This window comes from Paenibacillus sp. FSL W7-1088, assembly GCF_037969855.1.
Lineage (GTDB): Bacteria > Bacillota > Bacilli > Paenibacillales > Paenibacillaceae > Paenibacillus.
This window is the reverse complement of sequence record NZ_CP150216.1, coordinates 2,065,206-2,084,561: the sequence shown is the minus strand read 5'-3', so window position 1 is coordinate 2,084,561 and position 19,356 is coordinate 2,065,206. Positions and strand designations below refer to the sequence as shown.

Sequence of the window (19,356 nt, the reverse complement as noted above, 5' to 3'; positions counted from 1 at the left end):
TCGATGGATCATCTGATATTCGAAGTGGGTCTGGCACTTGTGCTCATTGCAGCAGCCGGACTCTTATCCGCAAAACTGAGATTTTCGGTCGTTCCATTTTACATCCTGATCGGGATGGCCGTTGGACCTCATGCCATGAAGATCTGGCATCTGGACTTCCGTTTCATTGAAAGTCAGCCGTTTATTGAGTTTATGGGCCGAATTGGTATTCTGTTCCTGCTCTTCTATCTTGGGCTGGAATTCTCGGTTGGTCGTTTGATCAAATCGGGTAAATCCATTGCCGTCGGCGGTTCCATCTATATCGGAATTAACTTCACACTGGGATTGATTTTTGGTTTTGCTTCCGGTTTCCCAGCCGCCGAAGCTCTAGTCATTGCCGGAATTACCACCATTTCATCCAGTGCCATCGTCGCCAAAGTACTCGTTGATCTGAAACGAACAGCGAATCCGGAGACGGAAATGATTCTCGGAATTATCATGTTTGAAGATGTGTTTCTCGCTGTATATATCTCCATCTTGTCTGGACTTGTGCTCAGTGATTCATCCTCCATCGGAGGTGTCATTGTATCGGCACTCATCGCGCTTGGATTCATGCTCATTGTCATCATTCTTGGACGCAAAGCTACACCACTGCTCAACAAATTGCTCAAGATTCGCTCTAATGAGTTGTTCTCACTTGTGATTTTCGGTGCATTGTTCCTCGTTGCCGGATTCTCCGAAACCATTCACGTCGCCGAAGCGATTGGCGCCTTGCTTGTTGGTTTGGTGTTGGCTGAAACGGAACATGCAAAACGGATTGAGCACTTGATCCTGCCATTCCGTGATTTCTTCGGAGCTGTCTTCTTCTTCAGCTTTGGATTGTCCATCGATCCGTTGTCTCTTGGCGGCGAAGCTGTATGGCTTGCTTTGATCGCAGTTGTGCTCACCCTATTCGGAAACTTCCTTGCAGGCATGCTCGCTGGGCGCAGTGCAGGATTATCACCAAAAGCTTCAGCCAATATCGGTTTGACTATTGTGTCACGTGGTGAATTCTCCATCATTATGGCCAACATGGGTAAAGCCGGAGGACTTCTCCCGCTGCTGCAACCATTCGCCGCCTTATATGTACTCATTCTGGCGATCCTTGGACCGTTATTAACCAAAGAGTCCAAACACGTGTTCAGATTATTGGATAAAATATTCAAGTTCAAAGATCCTCGGAAAAAGAAAGAAGAGCCGAAGGTTCTGCAGAAAGAAGGATAACCCCCTTGTCTGTTCAGAACAGACAACGTATCGTAATCGCGGCTCTACCGCCGATCTTTCTGTGATTAACCCAGGGAGAATGGCACGAAAGCCGCACAAAGGAGGATGACCTATGAAAGCACCTCTGATATCGGCTAATCCAGTGCCACAAACCGCCAAGCCCAGACTAACATCTACCCGTCGCCTGTTGAATTTATTGTTTGTAATAGCGGGTGGAATTCTCGCCTCCGTGGGACTTGAGTTGTTTCTACATCCCAATAAGATCATTATTGGAGGCATTACGGGCATCTCTTCGTTGTTCGCCCACTGGACCGAGATGAGAATTGGTTTATTCCTGTTCTTGTTCAACGTTCCGTTTATTTTTCTGTCCTATAGACTCGTGCAAAAGAAATTCGTACTGGTCACTGTTCTGGGTTTGGTTGTCTTTTCGATTGGTGCCATTGTGCTTCATCCCATGCCGCCGCTTGTCGAGCACCCGCTGGCTGCCGCCATATTTGGCGGATTATGTCTAGGCCTAGGAATCGGTCTAGTCGTGCGGTATGGTGGGACACTGGATACGCTGGAAATCGGTGATCCGTCCTCCCGTCCACCTGAACGTGTGTTTAGCGGGAAACGGATGCTTATCGAAAAAATAATCATGCTGCTCAACTTGCTGATTCTAACCGCTGCTGGTGTTGTCTTCGGTTGGGATCAAGCGATGTACTCGGTAATTGCTTATCTCATTGCATATGAAATGGTGTATATTGCATTCCGCGGATTCACAGCTAAGCGCAAAATATGTATTTTAACCACACAAAGTGCTCAAGTTGAAAAAGTAATCCGTAAACGGCTGCGCCGTGAACCTCGAACATTGGATGTTTCAACGGATTCAGGGCACGCTGCTGTCGCTGAAGGTTGGATCCAACACGTACCGGGAGCACTCTACTATGAGATTCATTTCCTCGAAATGATCTGGCTCAAATCCATTGTGCGTCATATTGATCCACATGCTGGTATTGTGACGAACCCGGAAAAATAATCAAAATTCCTATAGGCTAGGCAAATAAAAACTCTCTCTGATTCCTATGGATGTTAACCATTCATTCTGGATCAGAGAGAGTTTTTCATTTATTCTTTTTATAAATCTACTATTGCTTTCACTACATGCGAATCCGGTTGTAACCAGGTTTCGATCGAATCAGGCAATTGATCAAAACTCGCCCGGTGTGTAACGTAGCCATCCATGTTCAACTTCTTCTCCCGCAAGATCGACATGACCTGCTCAAAATCTTCCCTCGTGGCGTTCCGGCTGCCCAGAATGCTCATCTCCCGCTTGTGAAAGTCTGGGTCATGAAAGGAAATATCGGCTTTGACCAGTCCAACAAAGATTAATTGTCCACCATGAGCCACATAATGGATGGCATCATTCATTGAATGCATGTTTCCTGTTGCATCAAAGACAGCCGTCGCATAGTCCCCATCCGTAATTTCAGCAACTTGCTGTACCGCTTGTTCATCGGCCTGAACCATAGCATCCACGCCCGCCCACGTGCGGCTCAGTTCCAGCCTGTCCAGATTCCGGTCAATGGCAATGACCCGAGCACCCGCCTGTTTGGCAAAAGCCATCACACCCAGGCCAATCGGTCCGGCTCCAATGACCACAACCTGATCTCCAGGCCTTAGGGCTGCTCTTCTGACCGCATGAGCACCAATACTGAGCGGTTCTACCATCGCGGTTTCATCCAGTGTAAGTCCGTCGGCTTGGATCAGATGGGAGACGGGTACAACAATCTTCTCTCGCATGCCGCCGTCCACATGCACGCCCATCACCTGCATGGATACACAACAATTTGTTTTCCCTGATCGACAAGCGATACAATGACCACAATGCAAATATGGAATAATGCTAACCTGATCTCCCGCCTTCAGCCCCGCTTCATTGGCCCCGATCTCTTCAATAATCCCTGCAAGTTCATGACCCAGTACACGGGGATAAGTGAAAAAGGGCTGATTACCTTTGTAGGCATGCAAATCTGTTCCACAGATTCCAATTCGGCGGATGGTTACCAGCGCCTGATTCTCGGTTCTTTCGGGTTCTGCTATGTCTCGCAACGCCAAACGATTTATTTCTTCACATATAACAGCTCTCATTCCTGTTCCCCCTTCAATGATGCTTGTTGCTTAAAGTGATGTTCATTGTTATATTCAGGGCGGCCGCTGGCCCAGCTCTCATTATGAATTGGAGCGAGAATACGCAGCACTTCTGATAACAGTTCCTGGTCCAGCGGTTCATCAATCCAGGCTGCATTGTTGCGGATATTATGTTCACTTGCACTGCTGACCAGTGTTGTTGGAATCCGTTCATTAGCTGTTGCAAACTGTACGGCAAGCTTCGCAATATCCGTTCCCTGTTCCGCACAGAACCGTGCTGCTTGCAGACAGACCTGCTTCACACGATCATCTGCCGGGTGCCAGGCAGGAGTACCTCTTGTGCTTAATAAGCCCATAGAAAGAGGCGAAGCATTCACAAGGCCAATCTCTTTCTTTTCCAAAAGGGGCAATAAGGACAGCAGTGAAGTGTCATTCAATGCGTAATGGCAATAGGAAATGATGGCGTCAGCATCAATCTGTGGCAATACCTTTTCGAATAACGGCAGCGGCAATCCACAAATTCCTGCATGGCGAATGACTCCCTGCTCTTTCAGGCGCAGCAAGGTTGGGAAAGCTTCTTCAATAATAATATCGGCCGGGACAAACTCAATGTCATGCAAGAACAGGATGTCGATATAGTCGGTATGCAGTCGATCCAGACTCTCTTGGACACTATCATGTATCCGCTTACGCGAAAAATCAAATGTATTCTCCCCATAACGTCCAGCCTTGGTCGACAGCGTAAACGAGCTGCGTGGCAAACTGCGGATGGCTTCTCCAAGTACGATCTCGGCTTTCGTTAATCCATAATAAGGCGAAACATCTATATAGTTCATCCCTGCATCTACAGCGGCGTGAACCGTACGAATCCCCTCACCTCGATCAATATCACGAAATACCGAACCTAGAGAGGATGCTCCAAAGCTCAGTACAGGTACTTCCAGTCCCGTCTTGCCAAGTCTTCTTGTTTTCATATGCCTGCCCCTTCCCAGCATGTCTGCTTACTCACTTGTCCTTTCATTGTAACAGTTGAATTTCAAACTAAAATATCGCCAAATGCGTAATATGTACTGTTTGATGATCTATGAATAAACGTGGTTGTGAAGTGAAATTAAAAAGTCCGCCGATTCCCCTCATAAAGAGTAATCAACGGACTCATATCCCAACTGAATAAATGATCCTATCAAATCAATTCATCAGCGTGATGTATTATAAATATTAGTTCTGCATTACAAAATCTTGTTGAATGGCATTATTCTCATCAAACGTCCGCAGGATGTCATATCTTGTGTTACGCTGTGCCGGAATATAACCGGACTCCCGGATCAGTTGCGTAATGGAGCCAATATTGACTTTGTATGTTGCGCCTGCAGCCGATACCACGTTCTCTTCAATCATGGTGCTACCAAAGTCGTTGCAGCCAAATTCAAGTGATTTTTTGCCGATTTCAGGTCCCATCGTTACCCATGAGGATTGAATGTTTTTGATGTTGTCCAATACCAGTCGACTGATCGCTACCGTCTTCAGGTACTCTTCAGGCGTCTGACGCTCCAGCTTCAGATTTGTATTATCCGGTTGGAATGTCCAAGGAATAAACGCCAAGAATCCTTCGGAATCATACTTGTTCGCAATGCACTCATCCTGAGCTTCACGTACACGAAGCAGATGCAGTGCGCGCTCTTCCATCGTTTCACCAAGGCCGATAACCATCGTTGCCGTTGTGTTCATACCGATACGGTGAGCTGTCTGCATAACGTCCATCCAATCGCGCCATGAACCTTTCAAACGGCTGATTTTGCGGCGTGTACGGTCATCCAGGATTTCCGCACCACCACCAGGCAGGGAATCCAGTCCCGCTTCGTGAATTGCACGTACAACCTCTTCCAGAGTGAGACCGTCGGATACTTCGACCATTTTCATAATTTCGGCTGGTGAGAAGGAGTGCATCGTAATGTTAGGGAAACGCTCCTTGATCGCTTTGAGCAGGTCAGTGTAATAGCTAAACGGCAGATTCGGATTCGTTCCGCCTTGCATCAAAATCTCGGTACCGTTCACGTCTTCGGTTTCTTGAATCTTCTGGAAAATAACTTCATCGGGAAGTACATATCCTTCGTCAGAGCCAGGTCTGCGGTAGAAAGCACAAAAACGGCAGTACACATCACACACGTTCGTGTAGTTGACGTTACGCCCAATTACAAATGTTCTGTATGGTTCGGGGTGCATGCGTTTTACAATCACATTGGCGGCGGCCCCGATTTTGTCTACTTCATTCGATTCAAACAGCTGAATCGTGTCTTCCAAGTCCAAACGTTCGCCCCGAAGGGCTTTATCTAAGATACGGTCTACCGTACTCATCGTAAAAAAGCCTCCCTCATGAAGAGAAAATAGTATCACGATCCGTCCCAACTTGTTCATATAGATGAAAGTTTTGGTGGCAACATCGCATTTCTGTACTCCACATATCGTAACACAGGTTACATGTGAAAAAAAGCACCTTATGAGCAGGTGCTTTAAAAATTAATAAAAATGTTTACATATGCCATCTATTTCATTTCTTTTTCAGCAGGCTATAACACCCGTATTTCACTACTGTCGATTCTACGAATCCTGAAGTGCCTGATCCAGATCCGCAATCAGGTCATCGATGTCTTCCAGACCAACCGAGAACCGCAGTAATCCGTCAGTTATACCCCGATCGCGGCGAACCTCAGTCGGCATTGCCGCATGAGACATCATCGCAGGATAAGACAAGATACTTTCAACCGCACCCAAACTCACGGCAACAATTGGCAATTTCACACGGTTAAGTACAGCCTTGGCCCGATCTCCAGATCCAACGTCAAACGACACGACAGCGCCGTATCCGCTTGACTGACGTTCATGAGCTTCACGGCCGGGATGATCCAGCAGTCCCGGATAAAATACAGCCGTAATATCACTGCGTCCACTGAGCCAAGCTGCCAGCTTGGCTGTGCTCTGTTCACTGTGTGCCATGCGCGCACCCAAGGTTTTCATGCCCCGCATCAGCAGCCAGGATTCCTGGGCACCAAGCACAGTTCCAAGTCCATTCTGCAATTGTTTTAGCTGTCTACCCAGTGAATCCGTACGAGCAACGGCTAAACCTGCCAGCACATCACTGTGCCCGCCAAGAAACTTGGTTGCACTATGTACGACAATATCCACTCCGAGCTCAATCGGCCGTTGGTAATAAGGCGTCATGAAGGTGTTATCGAGAATGGAGATTAGCTCATGTTCCTGTGCCCAGGAGGTGACAGCAGCAATATCCGTGATCCGAAGTGTCGGGTTGGATGGTGTTTCCATATAGACTGCCTTCGTATTCGGTTTGAGCGCTGCCTTTACTTCCTCAATATTGGTCATATCCACAAAGGTAGTCTCTATCTGCATCCGACTCAGAATGGAAGTAAGCAATCGATACGTACCTCCATATACATCTTCCGTCACAATCATGTGATCCCCTGCCGAGAACATCATGAACACACTGGAGATGGCAGCCATGCCGGAGGAATAAGCAAATCCGCGTGCTCCACCTTCCAATAATGTAATGTAATCCTCCAATGCCTGACGAGTCGGGTTACCCGAACGGCTATAGTCATGTTGAGGTGGATTAAAAATATCAAAATGATGGAATGTCGAGGCCTGGTAAATGGGTACACTGGAAGCCCCGGTGGTTTTATCGATTTCGTCACCGAAATGAAGCAGCTTGGTATCGAACTTCAGGTCGGAATGAACATTCCGTTCATGATTGTTGGCATTATTGTTTTGCTCACTCATGATGCGGTTCCCCCTTCTATCTCCTGTTGTGCAGCTGTGAGTGCATTGCCCAGATCGGCAATCAGATCTTCGGCATGCTCGATCCCTACTGAGAAACGCAACAGGCGGTCATCTACACCTACAGCGTCACGAATTTCAATCGGAATATCCGCATGGGTCTGTACCGCAGGATAAGTCATCAATGACTCTACACCCCCGAGGCTTTCCGCAAAAGCAATCAGTTTGATGTGACGCAGCAACGGTTCAACATAACGAGCATCCTTTACTTTGAAAGAGAAAATGCCTGTGTTCCCGCTGGACTGTTTATTCTGTATTTCAAATCCGGGATGATCCGACAATCCTGGATGATACACTTCATCAACGGCTGGATGCTCCAAAAGGTACTTGGCAATCGTCAAGGCATTATACTCATGTCGCTCCATGCGAAGAGCGAGTGTCTTCATGCCTTTCATCAGCTGATAGGAGTCGCTTGGAGACAACACTGCTCCAATGGAATTGTGCAGGAATGCCATTTCGGCCGACAACTCTTCCCCTTTGGTAATAATCAATCCGGCAAGTACATCATTATGACCACCCAGATACTTTGTGGCACTATGGATGATGATATCGGCACCGAGTTCAATTGGACGCTGGAAGAAAGGAGTCAGTAGTGTATTATCCACAATGGTCAGCAAGTTGTGGCTCTTGGCCCAGGAGCATACCGCTTCCACATCCGTAATCATCATTAATGGATTGGTTGGTGTCTCAATAAATACCGCTTTTGTATTCGGCTGACGAATACTTTCCAGAGCTGCCAGATCATTGGTATCGACGTAACTTGCCGTCACACCAAATCTAGATAGGATGCGCTCTAGCAAACGATACGTTCCGCCGTACAGATCCAGCGATACAATCAGATGATCCCCTTGTCCAAATAAGGCGAAAATCGTTTGCAAGGCAGCCATGCCGGAGCTACAGGCAAATCCGGCGTCACCGGATTCCAACGCTGCCGCTGCTTCTTCCAACACTTTACGGGTTGGATTGGTCGTACGAATATAATCAAATCCCGTGCTTTGTCCAAGCTTGGGGTGGCGAAACGCAGTGGATTGATAGATCGGAAAATTAATGGCGCCTGTTACCGGTTCATTGATAGACCCAATTTGGGCCAATCGGCTTTCGATTTTCAACTTGTTGTCTTCCATTGCAGCATCCTCCTGTAATGTCGATTAGATTTGCGGACCAATATCGTAAGGTGTCTCTTGATACACATAGTAATTGAGCCAATTAGAGAATAATAAGTTTGCATGTGCCCGCCAAGTAGCCGGGGGAACACGGGAAGGATCGTCATTCGGGAAATAATGTTTAGGCAGCGCAATGTTCATGCCTTTAGCTGCATCCCGGTCATATTCCCATTTCAATGAAAGCGGATCATACTCGGCATGTCCGGTTGCAAAAATCTGTTTGCCGTCTTTGGTAGCAACCAGGAAAATTCCTGCTTCCTCAGACTCAGCCAATATTTCAAGGTTATCATTTTTTTCAATATCTTCACGGCGCACTTCCGTATGGCGGGAATGCGGAACGTTGAATACTTCATCAAATCCGCGCAGCAGCTGCACATTGGATCTGTTGATCGTATGTGAGAATACACCGAAACATTTTTCATCCAGCGGAACTTTGGGAACTCCGAAATGATGGTATAAACCCGCTTGGGAAGCCCAACATATATGCATAGTCGAAGTCACATTGGTTTTGGTCCATTCGAAGATCTCCTGGATTTCTTTCCAGTAGTTCACGTCTTCAAAGTCCATTTGCTCTACAGGAGCGCCTGTAATGATCATGCCGTCAAAGCGGCGGTGTTCGATCTCATCAAAGGTTTTGTAGAACAAGTCCAAATATTCCTGCGATGTGTTTTTGGACGTATGAGACTTCGGATGAACCAGAACGATATCTACCTGAATGGGTGTGTTACCCACCAGACGAAGCAATTGTGTTTCTGTCGTTTCCTTTGTAGGCATCAGGTTTAATATAGCGATACGCAGCGGACGGATATCCTGCTTATAAGCGGATGTCTCGTCCATGACAAAGATGTTCTCTCCTGCAAGTACTTCCTTGGCAGGCAGTGTGTCTGGAATTTTGATTGGCATGGTGGTTCTAACTCCTCCTTGTGCATAAATAGATGCAGCCACTGCAGGTGCGATACGCTTCGCATCCGTACAGTTATAGGCTGCCATGAGCTTGCCTGCAGGCGCTGAATTGCAACCACATTGCTGTCGGCAGGCTCAAGTTCCTTAGCGAAAATCACTGCTGAGAAGTCGGTGCATATAACAAAGACCTTCCTCGGATTCCGAGAAAGGTCATATGTAAATAGATATGCGCCTCTCTCATCTCTCAGTTACAACAGTGTCACTCGGACACTTGGTCGCTGCAAGAATTAGCACCGTGCGGTATACCGCCGGTTGCCGGGTTTCATCGGGCCAGTCCCTCCACCTACTCTTGATAAGATTTCGCTTTATTCAATTGTAAAAACTAGTGTGGTTCACCCTTTACTTTAAGACATTAATCCCCTCACGTCAAGGTGTAGTTCTATGCATGTTCCTCAGGATCGGAACCGTTCATCATCCGTTGTCATACACTGCTCCAGGGCGCGAAATCGACACATTTTTGCGCTTGAAAGGACCCTGTACCAGCGGTATACTAGACAAGTGTTATAAACCCTTATGTGAGAGGTGACATATTCAATGGATGGCGACCCGAGGCCTGACTGGCAGCCGAATTCCGACAAACTGCATAGAGAATTGATATCAGCATGCCGGCAGCGGGACGTTACTTCCGTTTGATTATAGAGCGAACGCAGTCCTGACTTCCAGGCTCCGCTGCCGACCGGCTGATCTGTTCTTTTTGCGCCCATATTGATGAAATCCGCCCATTTGGCGGGTGCAGAAGGAGTAGATGAATAATGAAAATCCGGTTGGTAAACAACGGTGTATTTATTCCGGTGGACGACATTCAGCAGGCGCTGACTCCACCAGCGGAAGGATTTTACTGGATTGATGCGGACGTAGACGATTTGGCGGTACTTCAACCCCTTTTCATGATGCATGATCTGGCCGTGGAAGACTGTTTGAGTGACGAAGAACAACGTCCGAAGATTGAAATTTATGAGAGCCATTATTTTATTGTTATTAACAGCATTCGTTTCGATGATGAAGAGATTTTCTTACGTGCCGTCAACCTGTTCCTTGGCAGACACTTTATTATCAGTGTGACCAAACAGAAAGTCAGCGAATTGCGGACATTGAAACCAATCCTGTGGGAACAGGAAATCAGTACACCGGATAAGCTGCTCTATCTGCTGGTTGACTTGATTGTTGATAATTATTTTACCGTCGGTGACCGAATTGAAGCCCGCATCGAGAAGCTGGAAGAAGACATTCTGATGCATACCAAAAAGTCTCACCTGAATGAGATTATCGGGTTGCGCAGTGAGATTTTATGGCTGAAGAAAGTGCTGGGGCCTCAGAAAGAGGTCATTAACACACTCAATAAAAAAGATCTGCGTCTTATTGATGATCAACTGCAGAAGTATTTCAGTGACATTTATGAGAATGCTGTGAAAATATCTGAAACCTTTGAGACTTATCGCGACTTGATGGGGAACTTGCGAGAAGCTTACCAATCCAGTATCGCCAATAGGGCGAATGAGATCATGCGTGTGTTCACCGCCATTACCACGGTGTTCATGCCGCTGACCGTGATCACTGGTATCTATGGGATGAACTTCACGAACATGCCTGAGCTGAACTGGAAGTATGGTTATTTTGTGGTCATTGGCCTGATGGTTACACTGGGCCTGAGCATGTTCTTTATTTTCCGCAAAAAAGATTGGGTTTGAAATAGCAAAAGACGAAGCGCTCCACATCTGGAGAAACGCTTCGTCTTTTTTTAAATTTATTCTATTTTAGAAAAATCCTTCTGCTGATCTATCTTAATTCTAGCCTGCATTCTGTTCCGTCTCCGTGTGACGGCGAAACCGGATGCGAATCATGCGCAGTCTTTCGTAGACCTGCTCCAGGTTGCTCCCGCCAGGCTTTTCTTCTCCATACACCTTATGTAACACGGGCTTCAGAAACGTATCCCCCAGCTCCTCGTAGGCACTCCATACTGCCTCTTGCTCCTCTTCGGGCATGACAGCAAGCTCCGCATCGAGCAGACAATCTGTGTCATACCCCTCCAAATCCAGTGTCTCCAACAGTTCAATTAGCTCCCGCCGGGACAATCCGGAACGATTCACGATCTCCTCCAACGTATATCCTTCCTTCATACCTTCAAGTACCTGCTTCCGTGTGGTGAATCTGTCCAGCTCCTGCTTGTATTTCTGCTCTCTCTGTTTGTACAGCCAGCTCTCATATTCTTGTTCCCTCAGAGCCGTGTACACCCAATCTAGCGGAAAAGATGTGGAACGTTCCATTCCATTCGTAAGCTCCAGCCATTCAGCACCGTACTCGGAAGCCTTGCTCTCTCCTACGCCAGGCAATTGCATCAATTCATCGATGGTTTGTGGAACAAATGCGCTGATCATGCGTAACAACCGGTTCGTTGCAATAAAATAGGGGGCCTTCCGGTCCGACGCCGCTCTCTTCCTGCGCCATATGCAAAGATCCATATAAAGCCCCTCGTTGCCATATAATTCACTGTAACAATGTAGACGCTGACCGCCATAATTGCGCGACTTCAAATCATCATTTTCGTGAAACAAGCCCTGCAGCAAGGGACGATATCCTTCGCCCATCTGAATGGCTAACTGATGACGATACACATGTAACAGCTCGTCCCACGAACTGCCAGCATACCAGATGGCATCCGTACGATCTCCTTCCTCATATTGGCTCCATCCCAGATGCCACGCCCCTTCTTCTTCACCGATCCACAGCTGGGCATGTTCTTCATTCTGATCTGACATTCTGGATAATCTGTTCATGAAAATGACTTCCATTTCTTGTCCCTCCTTCAATAGTTCAGCTCTACACAGTCTGTATTGTGCTAAATTAAGCAGCACAAAAAAACACCTCTCCTGCAAAATCCATGCAAGAGAGGTGCTTCCTCATTAACCGTGCTATGCTGTTGCTCATATATTACCACAATGGAAAAATTCGTCAACCACTTGTTTATAAAGCTATTTACATGTTCAAAGCCAGTTTCGCCAGGGCAAGCGAACCACACAGTCCCGCATTATCACCAAGTCCCGGAGAAACGACATACTGGTCAATATCGGACTGAAGTGCAGGATGCTGAACGTATCCAGCGAGCAATTCTTGCAGCTTGCTGCGAACCATCGGGAACAGATGCTCCTGCTTCATCACACCGCCGCCCATTACAATTTTCTGCGGAGTGAGGATCAACACATAGTTCATCAAGGCATGCGCCAGATAATGTGCTTCAATCTCCCAGGCCTTATGATCGGCTGGCAGTTCGTAGGCAGGTTGCCCCCAACGTTTATTGATGGCAGGACCTGCGGCAAGTCCTTCCAGGCAGTCTCCATGATACGGACAGAACCCTTCATACGTATCTTCGGGATGCTTGCGTACAATGATGTGTCCCATCTCTGGATGTGACAATCCATGGACCATTTTGCCACCTACAACTGCACCTGCACCAATCCCTGTTCCAACAGTAATATACAGACAGCTATCCAGGCCTTGTGCAGCCCCCCAGGTTGCTTCCCCCAGTGCAGCACCGTTTACATCCGTGTCGAACGTCATCGGTACATCAAAGTGCTCCTTGAGCTTACCAATCAGGTTGTACTGACCCCAATGCGGCTTCGGTGTTGTTGTGATGTAACCATAGGTCGGGCTTCCTTCAATCGGATCAATCGGACCAAATGAACCTACACCCAAAGCTTCAATACCTTTACCTTCAAAAAAAGCGATTACTTGAGCCATTGTCTCTTCCGGTGTTGTCGTTGGAAAGCTCACGCGTTCAAGAACTTCCCCTTCTTCCGTACCGATTCCACATACAAATTTGGTTCCTCCAGCTTCAATTGCGCCTAAAATCGTCATGTTAGTCACGCTCCCAAGTCGTTTAAAATTAAATGGATCTTCGAATCTGTTCTCTGAATAACAGAACAAAAGCATGATTACTCCTGTTCAGCAGCTTCGAGCTTCACCAATCGCTTCAATAAGGTCTGCTTCCAGCTGTCGGATAGCGTTGGAATCGCCAGCAAAGCACGCATACCAGCGGCATCCTGCTTCCCCTGATGCATAATTCGATTAGCTTCCAGAATGGTCATTGATGCAGAGTCCGTGCTTATTCGTCTGAATATTGCAGAAGGAGTTACCTCACCCTCTTCCAATACTCGAAAATAAAATCCGGTATGCCCGCTATCCTGAAAATAAACAGGCAGCTCTTTGTAATCATACCTTGCACCAAGCTTGAAGCAAGGCTGTCTTGGCTGGCTGACCTGTACCGTGGCTTCCCCCAATTCATACACATCACCAATCCGGACTTCTTCCTCCATACAGCCTTCAACTGTCAGATTTTCTCCACAAGCTCCCCAGTCCAGCTTGCGATCCAGCAGTTGTTCAAGCGCCGGATAACGACTGTAATCGTATACACAAACCGCCTTGTCAGGCCCACCATGATGCTCCAGATCCGCCTGGGCATCCCCTGTCATTCCGGTGAATGACAGGAAAACCGGGCTGGATATGGGATGTTTCACAATGCCGCTCATCACTTCGCGCTTCTGGCCAGGCAAGGCCTGAAGCTGGCCTACGTTTACAGCTAATACCGCCGTTTTGTTTTCATCTGGCTTCCGGTTATGTGCGAGTGTCATCTGATCCTGCCTCCCATATTAGCTTTCTTTTAACGAACAGAGCCACCAAAAACAAGTGTATTACTTAACAAGCGGCCCGGGGAAGTAAGCATTTTGCCGCCAGCATACATCCCAGAAGATGCACCACCATCCAGGTTCATTGCCTGCTTGGCACCCAGCTTCTGCATGACAGCAGCCCATTCCTTAATCGTCGCTCCTGACACGGTAGCCAACATTACCGAACCGTCGGCCATAATGGCGATACCGCTTCTTGCACCGGAGGCATTGAGAATTTTGGTATCCTTGAAGCCCTCACTCGCTGGATTTACGGCAACTTGGCCGTCTTTCACCAGACGTGGACCTGCACCCACAGCGGTGACTACATCCTGCCAAGGAATCTCTTTGCCTGTTGCATTGGTGTATTTATAATTCATCTCTACAGTTGATCCAACGGTGAAGCGGTCCGAAGAAGCTTTCTGATTCCCCGTGAAGACCAGTACCGAGCCATTCTTCGGAATGGCTACATTGGTATTCGGTACTTTCTTGGTGACAATCCCTTTCTCCATCACAACCGCCGTACCTCCTTTGAACCCGACTGTGGAACCCCGCTCTGGCGTGTATAACATCGTAATACTCGCATTCGCGGAAGGTGTTCGGTTAATAAAGGTCGCATACCAACTGCGTGATTTCCCTTCTGTATCTGTTACTTTACCCGTCAGGCTCACTTGAAGCGAATCCATGATGGCAGAGCCATCTTCCTTAAACCCGATCGTAGTTCCGTATCTTCCAATATGTATAACCTTGCCGTTTGCTATTAACATGCCGTATGGATCTGGAGCTCCGTTATAAGCTTCAAAAAACGCTCCGTTAATGGCCGCTTGCGCGCCATAAGCTTTGACAATCGAAGGTAATGTTGCGGTCTGACCGACCTGCTTCTTCGCCAATCCTACGGTAACTGGTGTACCCTTGGGAATACTAACCGTCTGCACGGTAAAACTGCGTCCTGCTGCTTTTACTTTCTGTACCTTGGTGCTGATTGCCGCTTTGGCATCTGCTGTCTGTGGAGCACTCACCGCTCCTGAAAGGATTACAGGCAAAGCAAGGACGAGGGCCATAGCCCCTGTCCACCACTTTTTGCCCGTCCGTTTTGTCTGCATGCTACTCACCCTATTGCCACTCCCATCCAAGAGCCCAGGCTCTTCATCTCAAGTTGTTCGAACTTGTCCATCACCATATCCGGATCAAGACGCAATTCACATACATCCAGTGCACAAGCTACCGGAACAGCACAGTGAATCTCTGCCAGTTTGCGGGACAGATGCAGCATGTCGAGATCATTCTCAATCTTGTTACGTACCGAAGGGGTAAGTTTGTCCATATTGTCCAAAATACCTTCAATGGAGCCAAACTCCTGTACAAGCTTCAAAGCTGTCTTCTCCCCAATGCCCCGTACCCCAGGATAATTGTCACTGGCATCGCCCATCAGACCTTTCATGTCTATCACTTGACGAGGTGTCAGTTGTTTCTCCGTCATTAGGGATTCAGGCGTATACACCATGTAATTGCCATGACCTTTTTTCATAATAATAATACTTGTGCGGTCATCAATCAGTTGCAGCATATCGTGGTCACCCGTCAGTACCATCACGTTCATATCCGTCTGCTCGGTGTAATACTTGGCAAGTGTACCGATACAATCATCAGCTTCATATCCTTGAGCACCAATATTCGGAATGTTCAAACTATCCATCACTTCACGAATCAGAGCAAACTGAGGAATCAGATCATCCGGAGCTTCCGGACGGTTTCCCTTGTACGCTGCATACTCTTCACCGCGAAACGTCTTGCCCCCCATATCCCAACAGCATACGACATGACTTGGCCCAAAGGTTTGAACCGCATCCCAGAAATAACGGATAAAACCGTATACTGCGTTGGTTGGCACGCCTGCCTTTGTACGTCTGATATATCCGCTTGCAGATGTTGCATAAAATGCACGGAACAACACCGCCATACCATCTACCAGCAACAAAGTAGGTTCATTACGTTGATTCACTTGAATTTGTTCTCTCCTGTCCTGTATCTAGCAAATAAAATATCGAACTAATTCTATCATTATAGCATAGTTCCGCCAAGGATCGACCAGCCAAAAAAGCCCTGAAATTTGAACATTCAGAGCTTTTTTCACCTTGGTTCATTTAACAATCAATGAAATCATTCATCTAAAAATTACGCGTTGTTCCATTCCTGCTCATACGTATCTTCCTTGAATCCGACGGTTACTTTGTGACCATCCGTAACGATTGGACGTTTAATCAGACGACCATTGGAAGCCAGCAAACGAATCTGCTCTTCAGTGGAAAGCCCTGGCAGCTTGTCTTTCAATTGCTGCTCCTTGTATACTTCTCCGCTCGTATTGAAAAACTTCTTCACTTCAAGTCCGCTCTTCTGAATCAACTCCGTTAATTCTGCTTCGGATGGGGGTGTGTCGAAAATAGGAACTAATTCCAGTTCATGCCCCTGAGCTTCCAGCCATTTTACGGCTTTACGGCACGTGCCACATTTGGCGTACTGAAATACTTTTAGATTACTCATCGTGACTTGTCCTCCTAAAATTGCTCCGGTATCGGGTGCTCCGGTTTCGATTTCTCGCTTCCCTTGGTTTGCTTCGCAAATCCAAAAGTCGCTCCAAACCGATACCATCGCACTGTAATTTTAAACCTCTTCTCGAATGAGAAAAATGTCCATTCGGCTTTAGGGTCAAAAACCTTAAAACATAAAATCCTACAACCTAAAAATTTTTAAAATTAGCCTGTGGCATTTTGTTCGGATGCAGTTTGCATGCCTCACACGCATTTAATTGACTAGTCGTTGAACATACAGCAGGACACAATGCACTGAAGTCTGCACACAGCGCAAATAACATTGCGTTTGACAGCTTCCTAGAGCGTCTCCCTTGGAGATGCCTCAGCATCCAAACGTGCCTCCAGGGCAGCCATATCTGCGGGCAACGGGGCTTGGAACGTCATTCGACTTTGCAAAATGGGATGGTCAAACGCCAGCTCACATGCGTGCAATGCCTGACGAGCAATCCAAGTATCTTGTTCCTCCCGAACAGCCATGGTCTGCCCATCGATCTCATGCACAGGAAGGGTCTTGTACATCCGATCCCCAATTAACGGGCAGCCGATCGATGTCATATGTACCCTTATTTGATGGGTTCTGCCACTCTCCAGCTTCAGGTTCACTGCACTGGCACTTCCACCCGCCCACCTTGCGACTGTCGTGTATAACGTTCTTGCCGCATACCCGTCAGGTGTAACGATTCGACGATGCGGTTCTTCGGGATCACGATCAATCGGGCCATCAATGGCCCCCTCTTCTTGGGCAGGACTACCGTGTACAAAGGCAATATATTGTTTATCCACCGTTCCTGCGATCATTTGTTCAGAGACATGCTGGTGCACATATGGATTTTTCGCGATTGCCAGTACTCCTGATGTTTCCTGATCCAGTCGATGAATCGGTCTGAAGCGGAAACGCTCGCCTTTGGACTTCCAATAATGGACAACCCCGTTTGCCAATGTACCTGTGTAATGCCCATGTGTTGGATGTACGATGACACCTGAATCCTTGTTCACGATAAGCAAGTGCTCGTCTTCATACAGTATCATAAAGGGAATCGGCTCAGGTAAAATATCATCCGACTCTTCTTGCTCCATCCGGACTTCCAGAACGTCACCTGCGCTAACTTTGACGCTGATGTATACCCGCTCGCCATTTAGCATAATTCCCTGCTCTGTAAGTTTGATTCTCGACAGGAGCTTGCGCGAAACCTGCAGGCGCCGCTGAAGCACGGTCTTCAGCAGCCAGCCATCTTCATGTTCGGGAACCGTGTAAGTAAGTGGTGAATAATAATCGCTCATTCTTTGTCTTTGCGGCGGAATACTTTTTTGCTCCGCACATACTCAATGTCAGCTACCTGTTGTCTCGCATTGGCAGTCCGTGCAACAACGAAGAAATAATCAGACAGACGGTTCAAATATCGTCGCACAGAAGGGTTGATATCCGTATGTTGTCCGAGGGTTACGGCGCGGCGCTCAGCACGGCGACATACGGTGCGGCAGACATGCAATGTGGAAGAGAGCAGACTGCCCCCAGGCAAAATAAACCGTTCCACTTTCGGATTCTCCGCATCATACTGATCAATCCACTGCTCAAGCCGGGCGACCATCTCATCCCGTACTTTATATTTGGATTCGCTAATTTTTACAAAGGCGAGATCGGACCCGCAATCAAACAATTCTTGCTGAATTTCGAGCAAATGTTCACGCAAATCCTCAAATTCCCCATTTGCTTGATCAATAAAACTGATGGCCTGCCCAACAAAACAATTCAGCTCATCAATTGTCCCATAAGCTTCAACCCGGTCATCATCCTTGATGACCCGTCCACCAATGACGGAGGTCTGCCCCTCGTCACCTGTTCGTGTATATATGCCCATTGTAATCCCTCCTATTGTTAATATCATTCGCATGGTAGAACGCTGGGGTTAAATATAAATGCATGACCCTTTTAGAGTTTAACTTAATCAGTATACTTGACCTGCTATGAATACGGGAATGCTATTATTTTCAGAAACCAGTGAGATCCTTCACACGTATATATGAATTGGTGTACTCTGCCGAGTATACGCCAAATCCTTGCAAACCAAAAGTAGAGGAGACGATTATGCAAAACTGGATAACCGATTTCATGGAACAATACGGCTACATAGGCATTGCACTCATTATTGCTCTAGAAAACGTATTCCCCCCCATCCCCTCCGAAATCATATTACCTTTTGGCGGCTTCATGACCACTTACACCAGCCTGACCCTTCCCGGTGTTATTATTGCGGCTACCATTGGTTCTGTGCTTGGGGCTGTCATTCTCTATGGGATCGGACTGCTGATTGATGTCAATCGGCTGGAGAAGATTGTAGAACGTTGGGGTCATATTCTGCGGATCAAAAAAGAAGATATCCACCGTGTCGATGCATGGTTTGACAAATATGGAATGTGGACCGTATTATTCTGTCGCATGGTTCCCCTTGTTCGCAGCCTCATCTCGATCCCTGCCGGCATGTCCAATATGAAATTTGGTTTATTTGTCCTCTTCACAACCATTGGAACATTGGCCTGGAATATTATTCTCGTCTCGGTTGGTGCGGCTCTAGGGGCGTCATGGGAGAGTATCCTGCACTTTATGGACGTGTACTCCCTGGTCGTATATGTGCTTCTGGCGATTATTGTTGTGGGCTGTATCATCTGGTGGATCAGACGAAATAAAACTCGGAAATAAAGAAATTTACACGCATAGCTTTTGTCATAAAACAAAGCCTCCGCATCACTATTTGTGGTGAC

18 protein-coding genes and 1 riboswitch are annotated in these 19,356 nt (G+C 47.3%); of the genes, 4 read left to right on the top strand and 14 right to left on the bottom strand.

The window, feature by feature from the left end; genetic code table 11:
• Positions 1-3: 3 nt before the first annotated feature.
• Positions 4-1,242 (top strand): cation:proton antiporter, encoded by a 1,239-nt coding sequence (locus MKY42_RS09660; protein WP_090895207.1) that lies wholly within the window; start codon positions 4-6, stop codon positions 1,240-1,242.
• 112 nt (positions 1,243-1,354) lie between these two features.
• Positions 1,355-2,260, top strand: a complete 906-nt coding sequence (locus tag MKY42_RS09655; protein ID WP_090895205.1) for a YitT family protein — start codon at positions 1,355-1,357, stop codon at positions 2,258-2,260.
• A gap of 98 nt (positions 2,261-2,358) precedes the next feature.
• Here the strand turns inward: MKY42_RS09655 and MKY42_RS09650 are convergent, their stop codons facing one another.
• From MKY42_RS09650 to metA, 6 genes are all read right to left on the bottom strand, one after another.
• Positions 2,359-3,372 (bottom strand): zinc-binding alcohol dehydrogenase family protein, encoded by a 1,014-nt coding sequence (locus MKY42_RS09650; protein WP_179265310.1) that lies wholly within the window; start codon positions 3,370-3,372, stop codon positions 2,359-2,361.
• Positions 3,369-4,346: an aldo/keto reductase gene (locus tag MKY42_RS09645; RefSeq protein WP_179265311.1), complete on the bottom strand. Its 978-nt coding sequence runs from the start codon at positions 4,344-4,346 to the stop codon at positions 3,369-3,371. The genes MKY42_RS09650 and MKY42_RS09645 overlap by 4 nt, the downstream gene beginning before the upstream one ends.
• Before the next feature lie 244 nt (positions 4,347-4,590).
• Positions 4,591-5,727, bottom strand: a complete 1,137-nt coding sequence (gene mqnC / locus MKY42_RS09640) for a cyclic dehypoxanthinyl futalosine synthase (RefSeq protein ID WP_090895199.1) — start codon at positions 5,725-5,727, stop codon at positions 4,591-4,593.
• Positions 5,728-5,970: 243 nt separating this feature from the next.
• Positions 5,971-7,164, bottom strand: a complete 1,194-nt coding sequence (locus MKY42_RS09635) for a PLP-dependent transferase (protein ID WP_090895195.1) — start codon at positions 7,162-7,164, stop codon at positions 5,971-5,973.
• The gene (locus MKY42_RS09630) at positions 7,161-8,345 is read right to left on the bottom strand and encodes an aminotransferase class I/II-fold pyridoxal phosphate-dependent enzyme (RefSeq protein WP_339850645.1); all 1,185 of its coding nucleotides are present in this window, start codon (positions 8,343-8,345) and stop codon (positions 7,161-7,163) included. The genes MKY42_RS09635 and MKY42_RS09630 overlap by 4 nt, the downstream gene beginning before the upstream one ends.
• Before the next feature lie 24 nt (positions 8,346-8,369).
• Positions 8,370-9,287 (bottom strand): homoserine O-succinyltransferase, encoded by a 918-nt coding sequence (metA, locus tag MKY42_RS09625; protein ID WP_090902042.1) that lies wholly within the window; start codon positions 9,285-9,287, stop codon positions 8,370-8,372.
• Between the two features lie 234 nt (positions 9,288-9,521).
• Positions 9,522-9,646: riboswitch (SAM riboswitch) on the bottom strand.
• A gap of 453 nt (positions 9,647-10,099) precedes the next feature.
• On the opposite strand from metA, the gene corA reads away from it, so the two are divergent.
• Complete coding sequence (gene corA / locus MKY42_RS09620) at positions 10,100-11,035, top strand: magnesium/cobalt transporter CorA (RefSeq protein ID WP_024629019.1); 936 nt, start codon at positions 10,100-10,102, stop codon at positions 11,033-11,035.
• 99 nt (positions 11,036-11,134) lie between these two features.
• On the opposite strand, the gene MKY42_RS09615 is transcribed toward corA, so the two are convergent.
• The 8 genes from MKY42_RS09615 to MKY42_RS09580 form a co-directional block, all read right to left on the bottom strand.
• Positions 11,135-12,136 carry an HRDC domain-containing protein gene (locus MKY42_RS09615; protein WP_339850643.1) on the bottom strand — a complete coding sequence of 334 codons (1,002 nt, stop codon included), beginning with the start codon at positions 12,134-12,136 and terminating at the stop codon, positions 11,135-11,137.
• 184 nt (positions 12,137-12,320) lie between these two features.
• Positions 12,321-13,199: an ROK family protein gene (locus MKY42_RS09610; protein WP_339850641.1), complete on the bottom strand. Its 879-nt coding sequence runs from the start codon at positions 13,197-13,199 to the stop codon at positions 12,321-12,323.
• 77 nt (positions 13,200-13,276) lie between these two features.
• Positions 13,277-13,972 (bottom strand): MOSC domain-containing protein, encoded by a 696-nt coding sequence (locus tag MKY42_RS09605; protein ID WP_339850639.1) that lies wholly within the window; start codon positions 13,970-13,972, stop codon positions 13,277-13,279.
• Between the two features lie 29 nt (positions 13,973-14,001).
• Positions 14,002-15,108 (bottom strand): phosphodiester glycosidase family protein, encoded by a 1,107-nt coding sequence (locus MKY42_RS09600; protein ID WP_339850637.1) that lies wholly within the window; start codon positions 15,106-15,108, stop codon positions 14,002-14,004.
• Positions 15,109-15,113: 5 nt separating this feature from the next.
• On the bottom strand, positions 15,114-16,007 hold the full coding sequence (locus tag MKY42_RS09595; RefSeq protein ID WP_072734037.1) for a 5'-3' exonuclease H3TH domain-containing protein: 894 nt from the start codon (positions 16,005-16,007) through the stop codon (positions 15,114-15,116).
• Between the two features lie 173 nt (positions 16,008-16,180).
• A complete protein-coding gene (locus MKY42_RS09590) occupies positions 16,181-16,546 on the bottom strand; it encodes an arsenate reductase family protein (RefSeq protein WP_090895181.1) in 366 nt (121 codons plus the stop codon).
• Positions 16,547-16,893: 347 nt separating this feature from the next.
• The gene (locus tag MKY42_RS09585; protein ID WP_339850633.1) at positions 16,894-17,877 is read right to left on the bottom strand and encodes an RluA family pseudouridine synthase; all 984 of its coding nucleotides are present in this window, start codon (positions 17,875-17,877) and stop codon (positions 16,894-16,896) included.
• Entirely contained in the window at positions 17,874-18,455 is a 582-nt protein-coding gene (locus MKY42_RS09580; RefSeq protein WP_090895176.1) for a cob(I)yrinic acid a,c-diamide adenosyltransferase, read from the bottom strand. The genes MKY42_RS09585 and MKY42_RS09580 overlap by 4 nt, the downstream gene beginning before the upstream one ends.
• Before the next feature lie 227 nt (positions 18,456-18,682).
• On the opposite strand from MKY42_RS09580, the gene MKY42_RS09575 reads away from it, so the two are divergent.
• Positions 18,683-19,294, top strand: coding sequence for a DedA family protein (locus MKY42_RS09575; protein WP_179265318.1), 612 nt, complete (start codon positions 18,683-18,685; stop codon positions 19,292-19,294).
• Positions 19,295-19,356: the final 62 nt, after the last annotated feature.

Excerpts from the sequence above, each read along its gene's own strand:
- corA (WP_024629019.1), top strand. The coding sequence starts at position 10,100 with ATGAAAATCCGGTTGGTAAACAACGGTGTATTTATTCCGGTGGACGAC.
- MKY42_RS09575 (WP_179265318.1), top strand. The coding sequence starts at position 18,683 with ATGCAAAACTGGATAACCGATTTCATGGAACAATACGGCTACATAGGC.
- MKY42_RS09645 (WP_179265311.1), bottom strand. The coding sequence starts at position 4,346 with ATGAAAACAAGAAGACTTGGCAAGACGGGACTGGAAGTACCTGTACTG.
- MKY42_RS09605 (WP_339850639.1), bottom strand. The coding sequence starts at position 13,972 with ATGACACTCGCACATAACCGGAAGCCAGATGAAAACAAAACGGCGGTA.
- mqnC (WP_090895199.1), bottom strand. The coding sequence starts at position 5,727 with ATGAGTACGGTAGACCGTATCTTAGATAAAGCCCTTCGGGGCGAACGT.
- metA (WP_090902042.1), bottom strand. The coding sequence starts at position 9,287 with ATGCCAATCAAAATTCCAGACACACTGCCTGCCAAGGAAGTACTTGCA.
- MKY42_RS09580 (WP_090895176.1), bottom strand. The coding sequence starts at position 18,455 with ATGGGCATATATACACGAACAGGTGACGAGGGGCAGACCTCCGTCATT.
- MKY42_RS09600 (WP_339850637.1), bottom strand. The coding sequence starts at position 15,108 with ATGCAGACAAAACGGACGGGCAAAAAGTGGTGGACAGGGGCTATGGCC.
- MKY42_RS09660 (WP_090895207.1), top strand. The coding sequence starts at position 4 with ATGGATCATCTGATATTCGAAGTGGGTCTGGCACTTGTGCTCATTGCA.
- MKY42_RS09635 (WP_090895195.1), bottom strand. The coding sequence starts at position 7,164 with ATGAGTGAGCAAAACAATAATGCCAACAATCATGAACGGAATGTTCAT.
- MKY42_RS09650 (WP_179265310.1), bottom strand. The coding sequence starts at position 3,372 with ATGAGAGCTGTTATATGTGAAGAAATAAATCGTTTGGCGTTGCGAGAC.
- MKY42_RS09610 (WP_339850641.1), bottom strand. The coding sequence starts at position 13,199 with ATGACGATTTTAGGCGCAATTGAAGCTGGAGGAACCAAATTTGTATGT.
- MKY42_RS09615 (WP_339850643.1), bottom strand. The coding sequence starts at position 12,136 with ATGGAAGTCATTTTCATGAACAGATTATCCAGAATGTCAGATCAGAAT.
- MKY42_RS09585 (WP_339850633.1), bottom strand. The coding sequence starts at position 17,877 with ATGAGCGATTATTATTCACCACTTACTTACACGGTTCCCGAACATGAA.
- MKY42_RS09630 (WP_339850645.1), bottom strand. The coding sequence starts at position 8,345 with ATGGAAGACAACAAGTTGAAAATCGAAAGCCGATTGGCCCAAATTGGG.
- MKY42_RS09590 (WP_090895181.1), bottom strand. The coding sequence starts at position 16,546 with ATGAGTAATCTAAAAGTATTTCAGTACGCCAAATGTGGCACGTGCCGT.
- MKY42_RS09655 (WP_090895205.1), top strand. The coding sequence starts at position 1,355 with ATGAAAGCACCTCTGATATCGGCTAATCCAGTGCCACAAACCGCCAAG.